The organism is Mesorhizobium sp. WSM3626 (assembly GCF_000513935.1).
Classification (GTDB): domain Bacteria; phylum Pseudomonadota; class Alphaproteobacteria; order Rhizobiales; family Rhizobiaceae; genus Mesorhizobium; species Mesorhizobium salmacidum.
Genome location: NZ_AZUY01000010.1, coordinates 98,044 through 112,074, shown reverse-complemented (window position 1 = coordinate 112,074; position 14,031 = coordinate 98,044). Strand labels below are relative to the sequence as shown.

16 protein-coding genes are annotated in these 14,031 nt (G+C 63.4%); 5 read left to right on the top strand and 11 right to left on the bottom strand.

From position 1 onward, the window contains the following. Window positions 1–6: 6 nt before the first annotated feature. From M653_RS0110700 to M653_RS0110670, 7 genes are all read right to left on the bottom strand, one after another. Window positions 7–942, bottom strand: coding sequence for a ribose-phosphate pyrophosphokinase (locus tag M653_RS0110700; RefSeq protein ID WP_019860650.1), 936 nt, complete (start codon window positions 940–942; stop codon window positions 7–9). 237 nt (window positions 943–1,179) lie between these two features. Further along, window positions 1,180–1,815, bottom strand: a complete 636-nt coding sequence (locus tag M653_RS0110695) for a hypothetical protein (protein WP_027143354.1) — start codon at window positions 1,813–1,815, stop codon at window positions 1,180–1,182. Between the two features lie 43 nt (window positions 1,816–1,858). Next, window positions 1,859–3,010, bottom strand: a complete 1,152-nt coding sequence (locus M653_RS0110690) for a Xaa-Pro peptidase family protein (RefSeq protein WP_027143353.1) — start codon at window positions 3,008–3,010, stop codon at window positions 1,859–1,861. Next, complete coding sequence (gene pgeF / locus M653_RS0110685; RefSeq protein WP_027143352.1) at window positions 3,010–3,804, bottom strand: peptidoglycan editing factor PgeF; 795 nt, start codon at window positions 3,802–3,804, stop codon at window positions 3,010–3,012. Before pgeF ends, M653_RS0110690 begins: the two co-directional genes overlap by 1 nt. 102 nt (window positions 3,805–3,906) lie before the next feature. Beyond that, complete coding sequence (locus M653_RS0110680; protein ID WP_027143351.1) at window positions 3,907–4,995, bottom strand: class I SAM-dependent methyltransferase; 1,089 nt, start codon at window positions 4,993–4,995, stop codon at window positions 3,907–3,909. Further along, window positions 4,992–5,852 (bottom strand): prolipoprotein diacylglyceryl transferase, encoded by an 861-nt coding sequence (gene lgt / locus M653_RS0110675; protein ID WP_027143350.1) that lies wholly within the window; start codon window positions 5,850–5,852, stop codon window positions 4,992–4,994. The genes M653_RS0110680 and lgt overlap by 4 nt, the downstream gene beginning before the upstream one ends. 126 nt (window positions 5,853–5,978) lie before the next feature. After that, window positions 5,979–6,221: a BrnA antitoxin family protein gene (locus tag M653_RS0110670; protein ID WP_027143349.1), complete on the bottom strand. Its 243-nt coding sequence runs from the start codon at window positions 6,219–6,221 to the stop codon at window positions 5,979–5,981. A 223-nt stretch (window positions 6,222–6,444) separates the two neighbouring features. Here M653_RS0110670 and M653_RS0110665 point away from each other — a divergent pair, with 223 nt between their 5' ends. The 3 genes from M653_RS0110665 to M653_RS0110655 all read left to right on the top strand — a co-directional run bounded on the left by M653_RS0110665 (window position 6,445) and on the right by M653_RS0110655 (window position 7,943). Next, window positions 6,445–6,747: an accessory factor UbiK family protein gene (locus M653_RS0110665; protein WP_027143348.1), complete on the top strand. Its 303-nt coding sequence runs from the start codon at window positions 6,445–6,447 to the stop codon at window positions 6,745–6,747. Between the two features lie 319 nt (window positions 6,748–7,066). Beyond that, complete coding sequence (locus tag M653_RS0110660; protein WP_027143347.1) at window positions 7,067–7,567, top strand: YbjN domain-containing protein; 501 nt, start codon at window positions 7,067–7,069, stop codon at window positions 7,565–7,567. A gap of 16 nt (window positions 7,568–7,583) precedes the next feature. After that, window positions 7,584–7,943: a tRNA-binding protein gene (locus M653_RS0110655; protein ID WP_027143346.1), complete on the top strand. Its 360-nt coding sequence runs from the start codon at window positions 7,584–7,586 to the stop codon at window positions 7,941–7,943. Between the two features lie 266 nt (window positions 7,944–8,209). On the opposite strand, the gene M653_RS0110645 is transcribed toward M653_RS0110655, so the two are convergent. The 4 genes from M653_RS0110645 to M653_RS0110630 form a co-directional block, all read right to left on the bottom strand. Beyond that, complete coding sequence (locus tag M653_RS0110645) at window positions 8,210–9,232, bottom strand: glycosyltransferase family 1 protein (protein ID WP_027143345.1); 1,023 nt, start codon at window positions 9,230–9,232, stop codon at window positions 8,210–8,212. Between the two features lie 259 nt (window positions 9,233–9,491). Further along, entirely contained in the window at window positions 9,492–10,907 is a 1,416-nt protein-coding gene (locus tag M653_RS0110640) for an ATP-binding protein (protein WP_027143344.1), read from the bottom strand. A 146-nt stretch (window positions 10,908–11,053) separates the two neighbouring features. After that, window positions 11,054–11,773, bottom strand: a complete 720-nt coding sequence (locus M653_RS0110635; protein WP_027143343.1) for a response regulator transcription factor — start codon at window positions 11,771–11,773, stop codon at window positions 11,054–11,056. Further along, window positions 11,760–12,293: a MarR family transcriptional regulator gene (locus tag M653_RS0110630; RefSeq protein ID WP_027143342.1), complete on the bottom strand. Its 534-nt coding sequence runs from the start codon at window positions 12,291–12,293 to the stop codon at window positions 11,760–11,762. The genes M653_RS0110635 and M653_RS0110630 overlap by 14 nt, the downstream gene beginning before the upstream one ends. A gap of 261 nt (window positions 12,294–12,554) precedes the next feature. On the opposite strand from M653_RS0110630, the gene M653_RS0110625 reads away from it, so the two are divergent. Then, a complete protein-coding gene (locus M653_RS0110625; protein ID WP_027143341.1) occupies window positions 12,555–13,448 on the top strand; it encodes a branched-chain amino acid aminotransferase in 894 nt (297 codons plus the stop codon). A 147-nt stretch (window positions 13,449–13,595) separates the two neighbouring features. Continuing rightward, window positions 13,596–13,910, top strand: coding sequence for a hypothetical protein (locus tag M653_RS0110620; protein WP_027143340.1), 315 nt, complete (start codon window positions 13,596–13,598; stop codon window positions 13,908–13,910). Window positions 13,911–14,031: the final 121 nt, after the last annotated feature.

Sequence of the window (14,031 nt, the reverse complement as noted above, 5' to 3'; positions counted from 1 at the left end):
GATCTTTCAGTCGAACAGGCTCGACACCGATTCCTCGGTCGCCGTGCGCGAGATGGCTTCGCCCATCAGGTCGGCGATCGAGATGACGCGGATGTTGGGGGCGTCGAGCACGCCCTGCGTCGGCTGGATGGAATCGGTGATCACCAGTTCCTGCAGCTTCGAGCCGCTGATGCGAGCGACCGCGCCGCCCGACAGCACGCCGTGGGTGATGTAGGCGGTGACGCTGGTGGCGCCGTTGGCCAGCAGCGCGTCGGCGGCATTGCACAGCGTGCCGCCGGAATCGACGATGTCGTCGATCAAAAGGCAATCCTTGCCGGCGACCGCGCCGATGATGTTCATGACTTCCGATTCGCCCGGACGCTCACGGCGCTTGTCGACGATGGCGAGCTGCGCGTCGAAGCGCTTGGCCAGGGCGCGGGCACGCACCACGCCGCCGATATCGGGCGACACCACCACGACGTTGCCAAGCTGCTTGTACTTCGCCTTCACGTCGCGGGCCATCACCGGCACCGAGAACAGATTGTCGGTCGGGATGTCGAAGAAGCCCTGGATCTGGCCGGCATGGAGATCCAGCGTCAAAACCCTGTCGACGCCGGCGCGGGTGATCATGTTGGCGACCAGCTTGGCCGAGATCGGCGTGCGGCCGGAGGCGCGGCGGTCCTGCCTGGCATAGCCGAAATAGGGGATAACCGCCGTGATGCGCTTGGCCGAGGAGCGCATGAAGGCGTCGATCATGATGAGCAGTTCCATCAGGTGATCGTTGGTCGGGAACGAGGTCGACTGCAGGATGAAGACATCCTCGCCGCGCACATTTTCCTGGATTTCGACGAAGATTTCCTGGTCGGCGAAGCGCCTGACACTGGCCTTGCCCAGCGGGATGTTGAGATAGCGAGCGACCGCTTCGGCCAGCACCCTGTTGGAATTGCCCGCGAAGAGTTTCATGCACCGTTCCTGGTGGAGGACGGAGAGGCCTGGCGGACTCTCCTGCGCCTTTTAACCGGGCTTTTAGCGGCCCGCGCCGGTATTGCAAGCGCCGAGATCGTGAATCCGCCGGCTAAGCTCACGAAAACTGTTAGCCATCACCGACTGACGACAGAGAGCTGCGGACTTCCGCTGCTCCCTCTGCTCGTTCGAGCATCCGGATTTTCCCAAAACCGTTTTCCACTTTTGGGTTCTGGACTAGCTCGCCTTGCCGCTAAGAAAGGCCGCGAACTGGTCGATGGTCTGGTCGGCGATCGCCTGCATGGTGGCTGGCGAGACCGACTTCCAGCTGTCGGCGCCGGCGCTGTCGCCGGAACCGGTCGAAGGTGCCTTCATCTGGCCGTTGATGCGGTGCAGCCGGTTGCCGGATGGGTCGTAGACGTCCCAGACATAGATGACGGTGGTGTCCTTGCCCTCCGTCATCGCCGAGAAGTAACCCTTGAGCACATGGGTGGCGGTCTGGTCCTGGCTGCCGGCCAGCGTGATGCCGCGCTGCTTGGCGCGTGTCTGCAGTTCCGCGGTCAGCGGCGTGGCGGCTTCCACCGAAGCGCCGACGATCGGCGCGATCTGCAGCCGGGTCTTCGACAGGATGGCGGCAGCCTGGGCGGAGGTGACGGGCGCGGCGGCGGGTGCGCCCGCTGTCGTGGTGGCCGTCGCGGCCGTAGATGGCGCCGGGGCGGGAACGGTGGCCGCCGAGCTGCCCTGCGTTGCCGGCTGCGTCGAAGCCGCCGGCGGGGTGATGGCGGAAGGCTCGAGGACGTCCTTTGCGTTGGTGCAGGCAGCCAAAGCCAATGCCACAAGCAATGACACGGTCGTCACATGCGATCGTCTCATTTGCCTTCTAACTCCTTGGCGAAGAACGCCTCCCATTATGGATTCACTGCACGATCAAGTCGAGATCATGGCGGGACAGCGGCTTCGGCTGGGATTCGGTGGTCAGGTAGGTGCGGCCAAGCGTCATCGCCGTCTCGGTCTCGGAATCCATGATGATCATATGGGCAAACAGCGTCATGTTCGGCGCGATCGGTTCGGGATTGCCCTGATAGAACATCGGCATATCCATCCAGGACGGCGTGAAGCGGGCCCCGACCGAATAGCCGCAGGCGTTCAGCCGATGCTTGGTCAGGCCGTGCGCTTCCATGGTGCGGGCGTGGGCGTCGAACACGTCGCCGAAGGTGTTTGCGGGCGTCATCGCCTTTTCGACGGCCAGAAGGGCGGCGCGTGCGGCATCAAACAGCTCCTGATGGCGCTTGGAGACCTTTCCGGTCAGCACCGTGCGCATCATCGGCGCATGGTAGTGATGGAAGACGCCTGCCCATTCGAGCGTCAGCTGGTCGTTCTTGGTGAGCTTGCGGCGGCCGGCCTTGTAGCGGCACAGCAGCGCATCGACGCCGGAGCCGATGATGAACTCGTTGGCCGGATAGTCGCCGCCACCGGCAAAGATCGCGCCCTGCATGGCGGCGAGGATCAGCGCCTCGTCGCTGCCCTGCTTGATCAGCGGCAGCGCCGCGTCCAGCGCGTCGTCGGAGAGATTGGCGGCCTTCTCCGCCTTGGCGACCTCGGCCGGGCTCTTGAACAGGCGCAACCGCCCGACGATGCCGGAGGCATCGGCGATCTGGCCGAAGGTCTGCAACTGCTCGTCCAGGCGGCGGCCATTATAGGCGGTCAGACCGTGAGTGTCGTATTCGACGCCGATCCGGGCGCCGAGCAGGTCGAGTTCGTTGAGCAGGTTGCGCAGGTCGACGGCCGGATTGGCGCCGTCGCGGTCCGTCCACAGCACGATGTTGTCGATGATCGAGGTCTGGCGCGCCTGGCGCAGGTCGGCCGAACGGGTCAGAAGCACCATGGAACCGTCGGCCTTCACCACCAGGCACTGGAAGAAGCAGAAGCCGAACGTGTCGTAGCCGGTCAGCCAGTACATGCTTTCCTGCGCGAACAGCAGGATGGCGTCGAGCTTCTTCTCGGCCATCTCGATCATCAGCCGGTCGCGCCGCGCGTCGAATTCCGATCGTTCAAAATGCAGCGCCATTATACCTTCTCCAAAACGATTGCCGAAACCTGCCGGCCATAATCGGGTTCCCTACGGTGCGTGGTGCGCCGGTAGGAGTAAAACAGATCTTCTTCGGCATAGGTGCAGCGGCCAAGGCCTTCGGCCGTAACGCCGGCTCTGGCCAGCCGGTCGATCGTATAGCCGTTGAGGTCGAACATCGAATGGCCGGCATGTGCCGAAGGCAGGAAATATCGCGCATTTTCACTGCCGGCATCGACGAAGCGGGCGACGAATTCCGGCCCCACCTCGTAATTGTCGGGGCTGATCGAAGGGCCAAGCACGGCGAGGATGTTTTCGCGACGGGCGCCGAGGCTCTCCATGGCGGCAACGGTGTTTTCGAGCACGCCCGTGAAAGCGCCTTTCCACCCGGCATGCGCCGCGCCGATGATGCGCGCACCGGCATCCGCGAACAGAACCGGGCCGCAATCGGCGGTCGAGGCGCCGATGGCGATGCCCGGCCGGTCGGTGACGATGGCATCGGCCTTGGGACGCTCGCCGACGAAGGGTTCCCTGGCGATGACGACGTCGGGTGAATGGACCTGCCAGGCGGTCAGCAGATGGCTTGCGGGCACGCCCATCCAGGCGGCGACACGGGCCCGGTTCTCGGTGACCAGCGCCTGGTCGTCATCCGACCCAGTGCCGATGTTGAGGCCCCGGTAGATGCCCGTGGAGACGCCGCCGATGCGGGTGAAGTAGCCGTGGCGGATGCCTTGTGCCTGCGCCTGGTCCAGCAGCGGCGACCGAACGGGATCCGGTTTGGTCTGATTCAGCATGCGGGCGTTGTTGTCCGTGTGGGCGGTTTCGTCAAGGAAAAGCGGCCGGCGGTCCGACCGTCTTTTACCGGACGGGAGATTGGGAGGGGTAGCGACGAAAAGTCAATCCGCCGTGGCGAAGGACCTGACGGCGACGCCGCGCCGAACGACGGCGAGGACCTTGAAGAGTTCGCCCATGGCTTGCGGGCCGGCGAGGCGCTCGACGGCATCCGATAACTTGTCGCGTGCCGTCTGGTCGTGATCGGCGCCCAACTGGCCGGCACGCTCCAGAATGCCCATGCCGAGCAGGAAATTGCCCTGCGTCAACAGGTGGGCGTCGAGACCATGCGCGCGCACGATCGCTGCAAGGGCGGCGAAATCGACATGGGAGGTAAGGTCGGCTTCGCCGGGATTGGCCAGCACATCTTCGTGATTGTGCCGGCGCAAGGCCTGCAGCGTGTCGCCGACACCGGGCCGCAGATAGCCGTAGTCGAGGAACAGCCCGGCGCCGCCATGAGCGGCTATGCGCTCGGCGATGGCCGCCATCAGGGCGGTGCGGGCGGGCGCGATTTCGACGATCGCGCCTTGCGGCGCGTCGGCTGCATCCCTGGGCAGCAGCGTCGGGTCGACCGAGCCGACGCCCGCGAAGAAGCAAAGATTGTCCGCGTCGTCCAGGCCGACCATGCGCTCGCGCCACTCGGCGCCGGCGCGGACGAACTGGCGGATTGGCACGGCATCGAACAGTTCGTTGCCGACGATCAGCAGTGGTTGCCGCGGCAGCGTGTCGATGGTTTCGTGCCATGAAACAGCCAATGGTGTCGCGCCGAGCATCTGTTTCTGGATTTCCGTCAGGCGCGGGCTGGTCTCGATCATGGCGAAGGCGGCGCTATTGGCCAAGGCGGGGTCGAGCCGCGACAAGGTGCGCAGCATGTCCTTCATCAGCGTGCCGCGGCCAGGGCCAATCTCGGCGACGGTGACCGGCATCGGCCGGCCGATCGCTGCCCAAGCCTGATAGAGCCAGACGGCGACGAGTTCGCCGAACATCTGGCTGATTTCCGGCGCGGTGATGAAGTCGCCGGCCGCGCCGAACGGTTCGCGTGTGGTGTAGTAGCCGTCGCGCGGATCGAACAGGCACAGCGCCATGTATTCGTTGACGGGCATCGGACCCACCGCCTCGATCAGGTCGACGATACGGGATTTCAGTCGCGTCATGTCGCCTGCGGCTGCGCTTGCTTCACCGGCTTGGCTGTGGCCATCGCCCAGATGCCGGCCAGCACCATCGGCGTCGACAGGATCATGCCCATGGTCAGCCAGTTTGTGCCGAGAAGATAGCCGAGCTGCTGGTCGGGCTCGCGGAAGAACTCGACGAAAATTCGTGACAGGCCGTAGCCGCAGATGAAAGCGCCGCCGACAAAGCGCGGCGTCTTCAGCTTGAGGCGCGAGTGGGTGAGGATGCGCAGCACCACAAACAGCACCAGCCCTTCGAGCAAGGCCTCATAGAGCTGGCTCGGATGGCGGGTGAACGGACCGCCATTGGGGAATTCGATCGCCCAGGGCACGTCGGTCGGCCTTCCCCAGAGCTCGGAGTTGATGAAGTTGGCGACCCGCACGAGGCCGAGGCCGACCGGCACGCCGGCTGCCACGACATCGAACAGCGACCAGGTGCGGATGCCGCGCTTAAAGGAAAACAGCGTCATGGCCAGGATGACGCCGAGCAGGCCGCCATGGAAGGACATGCCGCCTTGCCAGACGGCGAAGATATCGAGCGGATGGGCGATATAGCGCGCCAGGTCGTAGAACAGGACATAGCCGGTGCGGCCGCCCAGAACCACGCCGACGGCCGCCCAGACGATGAAATCGTCGAGGTCCTCCGGCTTCATCGGCAGGACGCCGTCGGGCCAGAGTTTCGGATTTGCGGCGAGCCGCTTGGCATACCACCAGGCAAACAGGATGCCGACGATGTAACCGATGCCGTACCAGTGCACCGCCAGCGGCCCGATCTGGATGAGGATCGGGTTGATGTTCGGGAAAGGCAGTGAAGCCAGCGGCAGCAGGAAATACTCGTTCAACGGGGAGCTCTCGGTTGCGATCGGCGCGGACCATGCGGCAGGGTTTTGGCAGGGTCAAGGCAAGGGCACGGCCGTCCATGGCTCGTGAACGGGATCGCTTAAGATCCGTCGCGCGGATGGATGTCCTCAACCCCTGGGCTTGCCGGCCACCACTTCACGCAAGGCGTCGTTGATCCTGTCCTGCCAGCCTGGGCCATCTTCCTGGAAATGCTCGAGCACGGCCCGGTCGATCCTGATCGAGACAAGCTCGCGGACATTCGGGGCGGTGGAGGGTTCGCGAGGCGGGGCCGGAGCCGGCTTCTTCACCGGCTTGAAGACAGCTTCGGCGGCTTCCATCGGATTTGTCGGTCTGCGCGGGGGCGTTGCCATTGGTTATCCCGGGTTGAACGTGCCTGAAGGGAGACGAGGGCGTTATAATAGGCGACTTGCCACCACCAAGTACAGCTTCGGAGCCGTTCGGGAGCCTCCCGTAGGACGCGGCAGTCGCCATGCGGTTGTGCGCCATAGCAACGCAGAGGCCGCACCAACCCCCAACGTTCTTGCATTCTTCGCGCCACGTCACTAATTCAAATCATGCAAGCGAGGATCTGCCATGTCGACCGGACCGAACCGCATTCTCGATGAATTCGCCAAGTTGATGACCGATGCCGCCGGTGCCGCTCAAGGTGTGCGGCGCGAGGTGGAGACGGCCTTCAAAGGCCAGGCGGAACGCATTCTCAACTCCATGGATGTCGTGCAGCGCGAGGAGTTCGAGGCCGCGCGTGAGATGGCGGCCAAGGCGAGAGAAGAGAACGGCAGGCTCGCCGAGCGCATCGAGACGCTCGAGGCCAGGATCGCCGAACTGACCGGTCAGGCTACACCTGCGGCTCCGGCGAAGCCCAAGCCGAAAAAATAATTCGTTAAACTTTTCCACAAAGCACCAGCCTGAAAATCGCTTTGCCGTGAATCGCTTACCGGCATTGCGTGACTCTTTGTGACAGGCACCTTTCCACATGCGAATGACGCAGTGCGAAAAATTGGGCTGTTCACGCGACTCCCGATCAATAGACTGAATTTGTTGCATGATTCGGAGCAGGGGTCATGCGCCGGGCGGTGGGGTCCGGTCTGGGGTCTTTGCGTTGAGAAGTCCCGGCCGTCCGAGTTCTAGACAAGATTGTTCGTCGTGTGTGCCCCGCGGAGCGTGTGGCGCTCCCCCTGAACACAGGAAGCATTCCATGGAACTTCTCGAACTCGAATTTTCCCGCGAAATCCATCCGGTGGATGTGATCGAGCAGGTGGCCCACAACAATGACTGGTCCTTCGAACGGGCCGGCGACGACGAAATCTCGATCTCGGTTGCAGGCAGCTGGACCGACTATCACGTCTCCTTCTCGTGGATGGAGGATTTCGAGGCGCTGCACCTGGCCTGCGCCTTCGATATCAAGGTGCCGGAAACCCGCACGCTGGAAGTGATGCGGCTGTTGTCGCTGATCAACGAACAGATGCTGTTCGGCCATTTCGATCTCTGGGAGCAGGAAGGCGCGATCATGTTCCGCCAGTCGCTGCTCCTGGCCGGCGGGGTCGAACCCTCGAGCCAGCAGGTCGAAGTGCTTTTGTCCTCGGCGCTGGAAGCCTGCGAGTGCTATTTCCAGGCTTTCCAGTTCGTCGTCTGGTCGGGAACCTCGGCCAAGGACGCGCTGGCCGGCGTGCTGTTCGAGACCTTCGGCAACGCCTGAGCAAGAAGCGTTCGACATGAGTTCCAGCAACGAGCGCAAGCCCGAGATCCGTTTTGCCGACTTCGATCGTGTCGACATCCGCGCCGGCACGATCGTCGAGGCTGAACCGTTTCCGGAGGCGCGCAAGCCGGCCTTCAAGCTGAAGATCGATTTCGGCGCCGAGATCGGCATCAAGAAGTCGTCAGCGCAGATCACCAAATATTATACGCCCGAGACTTTGATCGGCCGGCAGGTGTTCGCGGTGGTCAATTTCCCGCCGCGCCAGATCGGCCCGTTCATGTCGGAAGTGCTGACGCTCGGTTTCCCCGATGAAGACGGCGCCGTCGTGTTGGGCGCCATCGAACGCAAGGTGCCGGACGGCGGGCGGCTATTCTGAAATAGCGGGCAGGAAGCCCCCGGCAGACGCCATCACGGCGTTGATGCGATAGCTGGAGGCCGAAACGGTCTTGCTGATGCGCAAGACGCGACGCTTGGGCGATACGGCAGGCAACTCGTCCAGCGTTGAAATCGGCGTCAATCCCGCGGCGAACTTTACATGCAGGATAATGCACCGCAAGGAGTTGTCGCACAAGCTCTTGCAAGGCGCGCCTGCAAGGGGACTAGCTAAAGCTCGCCGGCGGCGGCTCGGCTGCGTCGACCCTATCAGGCCGCGATCGCGCGCTTCACGCCAAGCGCTTCCTCGACCGCGTCGAGAAACATTTCCGCGCTGACCTTCCAGCTGTAGCGCATGGCGCGCTCGCGGGCCTGCTCGCGGCTGATGTCGAGCGCGGCAAGCGCCGCCTCGCGCAGGTCGTTCGAAACCGCGCCGCCAAAGCCGTCGCCAACGATGTCGATAGGCCCGGTCACCGGATAGGCGGCGACCGGCGTGCCGCTGGCCAGTGCCTCGATGATGACGTTGCCGAAGGTGTCGGTGCGGCTGGGGAAGACGAAGACATCGGCCGAGGCGTAGACTTCGGCCAGTTCGTCATTGGGACGATGGCCGAGAAAATGCGCCTGGGGATATTTGGCCTTGAGCTTGGCAAGCTCCGGACCTTCGCCGACGATCACCTTGCTGCCCGGCAGGTCGAGATCGAGGAAGGCGGAGAGGTTCTTTTCAATGGCGACCCGGCCGACGCACAGGAAAACCGGGCCGGGGAAGCCGAGGTCCTTGCGCTTGTCGGGCCGGAAATGCTCGGTGTCGACGCCGCGCGTCCAGGGCCTGAGCTTGTTGAAGCCGCGCGCCGTGAGATCGTCGGCCAGCGACTGGGTGGCGACAAGCGTGCCCTGGCCCGAATTGTGGAAATCGCGCAGCCAGCGATAGGTCCAGCTCTCGGGCACCGGCAGGCGGGCGCTGAGATATTCGGGAAAGCGGGTGTGATAGCTGGTGGTGAACGGCCGGCGGGCATTGCGGCAATAGCGCCGCGCCATGATGCCCAGCGGCCCCTCGGTGACGATGTGGATGTGGTCGGCCTTGTAGCTGTCGATCAGGCGCGCGACATGGCCGGGCGTGGTCAGCGCCAGGCGGATGTCGGGGTAGGTCGGCAAGGGCAGGGTGCGAAAGATGTTCGGGGTCAGGAATTCGACCGCGACGTCGAAGGATTTCAGGGTCTCGGTGAGCCGCTCCAGCGTGTGGACGACGCCGTTGACTTGCGGGCGCCAGGCGTCGGTGACCATCAATATGCGCATGGCGGTCCTTTGCTCCGGAGGTCGGCGGTTGCCTTGAAACGATGCCGGAACGGCGACCATGCGGCCGCCCTCGCTTCGCTCCAGCGCACCCTGACGGGCCCGAGGTCGAAGTGAGGCGGCAAGGACGAATCAAGTGCGGTCGCGCGCTTCATGGCCACTCTTGACCATGGTTTCATGACGGGCGGATGAAGCAGACGGTGATCCCGAAAAGTCGAAACCGGTTTTCAGCCAAGATCATGCCCGGATGGTCAAATAGAAATCAGGCCGGAACCTTGATCACGACGCGCAGGCCGCCCATCGGACTGTCGTCGAGCGTGATGTCGCCGCCATGGCTGCGGGCGATGTCACGGGCGATCGACAGGCCGAGCCCGGTGCCGCTGGCGTCGAGGTTGCGGGCCGCGTCGAGCCGCACGAAGGGCTTGAACACGTCTTCGCGCCTGTCGGCCGGAATACCTGGCCCATCATCGTCGATGGTGACCAGAAGCGAGCCGCGGCCATGATTGGCGGCGACCTCCACGGTGCGGGCATAGCGGAAGGCATTGCCGATGACATTGGACAGCAGCCGCGCGAAGGCGTTCGGCCGCACATGCACGGTCGGATCGCCGGAAAGCGTCGTCGACAGTCTGCATTGGCGCAAGTGCGCTTCTTCGCCGAGCTTCTGGAAATAGGCTTCGAGATCGAAACGTCCCGGATCCTCCGACGCCTCGCCCTTGGCAAAGGCGAGATAGCCTTCCAGCATCGACTGCATGTCTTCGATGTCCTGGTCCAGCGCCGCCTTGGTCTCGGCCTTGCCGCCGGCCAGCGCCAGCTGCAGCTTGAAGCGGGTGAGGATGGTCCTGAGATCATGGCTGACACCGGTCAGCATGGCCGTGCGCTGCTCGATCTGACGCTCGATGCGCTCGCGCATCTGGATGAAGGCAAAGCCGGCGCGGCGCACCTCTTCGGCCCCGCGCGGGCGGAAGTCGCGCGGCATCGGCCGGCCCTTGCCGAAGCTTTCGGCCGCTTCGGCAAGCGCCAGGATCGGCCGGATCTGGTTGCGCAGGAAGGGGATCGCGATCATCAGGAGCACCAGCGAGGTGCCGACCATCCAGATCAGGAAAATGTGGGTGTTGGAGGCATAGGCCTGGCTGCGGCGCACGAAGACGCGCAGCACCTTGTTCTCAAGCTGGACGCGCACCTCGACGATGTTGGAATTGCCGACCGTGTCGATCCAGAAGGGCCGGTTGATCTGGCGGGTGATTTCGGCGGAGAGAACGTCGTCGAGGATCGAGAAGAACGGTTTTGGACCGGGCGGCGGCAGCGGATCGGGCGGCAGGAGGTCGACCTTCAGCTGCATGCGGTCCTGCGCGATGCGGATGATGTTGGCGTAGTCGCCGTCATGCGGGTAGGTTTCGATCAGGTCGATGATGGCGGCGATGTCGCGCACGGTGGCCTGCGACAGGCGTTGCGTCACGGTTGCCCAGTGACGTTCCATGAAATCGAAGGCGACGACCGACTGCAAAAGGATCATCGGCGCGATGACGATGATCAGCGAGCGCGCATAGAGGCGCTTGGGCATGTAAAGCGAAACGAGGCGCCAGAACCGGTTCCAGATGCGCGGCACCGCCTTGAGCGTCCGCGTGGCGCGTGCGCTCAAGCCGTCATTGTCCGGCTGTTCCAGTTCCGTGGTCGCCATTGGCTCTTTTCATCCGTCGGCGGTATTAGATCAGCATGACGTTTGGCTGAATCGTCATCCTGATCTAATTCTTTGTTGGAGCATAATCTTTTCCGAAAACCGGTTCCCACTTTTCGGGATCATGCTCTTGGGCCGCGGCCGGTATTCTATTCCACGCTGAGCCGATACCCAATACCGCGCACGGTCTGCAGCCAGACCGGGTTGGACGGATCGCGCTCGATCTTGCGGCGCAGCCGGTTGATCTGGACGTCGATGGTGCGCTCGCCGACTTCCGAATCGTCGCCGACCAGCTCGTGGCGGGGGATGGTTTCGCCGGCGCGCGCGGCGAAGATCGCCAGGATCTCCTGTTCACGGTCGGTCAGCTTCAGCGCCTCGCCGCCGCGCTTCAGTTCGCGCCTGGCGATCTGGAAGGTGTAGGGACCGAACACCAGCTGTTCGACCTTGGGCGTCGCCGCCGGGCCGCCGCGGCGCAGGATGTTGTTGATGCGCAGGATCAGCTCGCGCGGATCGAAGGGTTTTGGAAGGTAGTCGTCGGCGCCGGCCTCGAGGCCCGAGATGCGGCTGTCGGTCTCCGACAAGGCGGTCAGCATCAGGATCGGCACGTTCTTCTCGGCGCGCAGCGCCTTGGTGAGATCGACGCCGCTTTCCCCCGGCATCATGACATCGAGCACAAGCAGGTCGAAGTCGAGGCCGGCGAGCTTGCGGCGGGCCTCGCCGGCATTGCCGGCGACGGTGACGCGAAAACCGTTTTCGGTCAGATATTGCTTGAGAAGATTGCGGATACGCGTGTCGTCGTCGACCACGAGCAGATGCGGCGCATCGTCGTCCGGTGCGGCCGCCTGGTCGGTCCTCTCAGTGCTCTCCATGGCTTTTCCCTGACATTTTTCCGGACCCAACGTCGATCTGAGCTCTCAGTTCCGGATTGACCATCGCTTCGAGGAAGCGTTCCACCAAGGTCCGTTCGGCGGCACCGCAATCTTCCAATGCAGCACGGATGCGGCGCGACTGTGGCCGCGCCAGCGCCAGCGCCAGCGCACGGCCCTTGGCCGTCGGATAGAGTTCACGCTGGCGGCGGTCGCGCGGGCCCTGCAACTGCACGACGTGATCGGTGTCGATCAATTGCTTGAGCACACGTGCCAGGCTCTGCTTGGTTATCTTCAGCACATCGAGCAGTTCGGCGACGGTCAGGCCCGGCCGGCGATTGACGAAATGCAGAACGCGGTGGTGGGCGCGGCCGAAGCCGTAATCGGCCAGGATCTGGTCGGGATCGGAAGTGAAGTCCCGATAGGCGAAGAAGAAGAGTTCGATGATGGCGAAGTCAATGCCGTCCTCACTGGTGATCGCGGTCCTGATCGGTTTTCCGGCAGGTGGGCTTTTATCCGTCATCATCTCTCCATCGGAACGGGAGATTATGTCAGTACTATTGACGTAATTTCCCTGCAATGGTAATTTTTGACAAGCTTTTGGGCGGATTGCGAACGAAAAGGCAAGGCGGGCCGGTTTTTCCGGAATTTCCTGAGTTTGCCAGAGCGCGATTATCCGCCTACGCTTCGAGACACCGGCCGGCGTCGCCAATCGCATGGCGCGGCCAAAGAAGAACCCGCAACGATACTGAGATATGCGGACCGAGGTCCGCGGGAGGTTACCATGGCATCCGTTCCCTTCGATCAACTGGACGGCTTCATCTGGATGAATGGCGAGCTCGTCCCGTGGGGAGACGCCAAGATCCACGTTCTGACCCACGGCCTGCATTACGCCAGCGCGGTCTTCGAGGGCGAGCGTGCCTATGGCGGCGAGATCTTCAAGCTCAACGAGCATACCGAGCGCCTGCATGAATCGGCGCGCCTGCTCGGCTTCAAGATTCCCTATTCGGTGGCCGAGCTCAACGACGCCTCGACCACGCTCCTGAAGAAGCAGGGCTTCCAGGACGCCTACGTCAGGCCGATCGCCTGGCGCGGCAGCGAGCAGATGGGCGTTTCGGCGCAGAACAACCGCATCAATGTCGCTATCGCCATCTGGCAGTGGCCGAGCTATTTCGACCCGGCGCAGAAACTGAAGGGCATCCGTCTCGATGTGGCGGAATGGCGCCGGCCCGACCCGCGCACGGCGCCGTCGCGGTCGAAGGCCGCCGGCCTCTACATGATCTGCACCATGTCCAAGCATGCCGCGGAGGCCAAGGGCTACGCCGACGCCATGATGCTCGACTGGCGGGGCCAGGTCGCGGAAGCGACCGGCGCCAACATCTTCTTCGTCAAGGACGGCAAGATCCACACGCCCAAGCCCGACTGCTTCCTCGACGGCATCACCCGTCGCACGGTCATTGGCCTGGCCAGGGATCGCGGCCTGGAGATCATCGAACGCGCCATCCTGCCGGAAGAACTGGAAGGGTTCGAGCAGTGCTTCCTGACCGGAACGGCAGCGGAAGTAACCCCGGTTTCTGAGATCGGCCCCTACCGATTCGAAGTCGGCGAGATCGCCAAGAATCTCATGAACGACTATTCTATCGCCGTTCAACCCAAGCATGCCATCGCCGCAGAATAACGATAGTCACAGCTTTTCGGGCAAGTAGGGGCGGTTTTGCGGCCGCCCCTTTTATTTCAGCGTTTGTGCATTTGACTTTCATCGAATTCGGCGTCTCTCATGATGGTGTCGGCCCGGGAGGCTGGCAGCTATGGAGGGACTAATCATATGGACATGAACACGCTTCTTCCGATCATCATTCAGATCATTACAGGCATTATCGGTGGTCAGGCGGTCGGCGCAGCGATCAAGACGGCGGCGATGGGTCAGCTTCCCAAAATCCTGGGCGGAGCCATTGGCGGTGTCGGCGGCGCGGCGATCCTCGGCAGCCTGCTCGGCCACGGCGTCGATCCGGCGGCGGCCGCGGCGGCGACCGGCGGCCTGGGCAGCGCGCTCAACCTGCAGAACATCGTCGGTGGCGCCGGCGGCGGCGCGATCCTGACCGGCATTCTGGGCGCGGTCATGGGCGCCATGAAGAAATAAGCCTGCCAATCTCCGGCTGGCAAATGGGCGGCTTCGGCCGCCCATTTCTTTTTGGACACGCACTGTTTGACCTTCCGGCTGTGGACGGTTTTGACCGATGTCTCTACATGATCGCTGACAC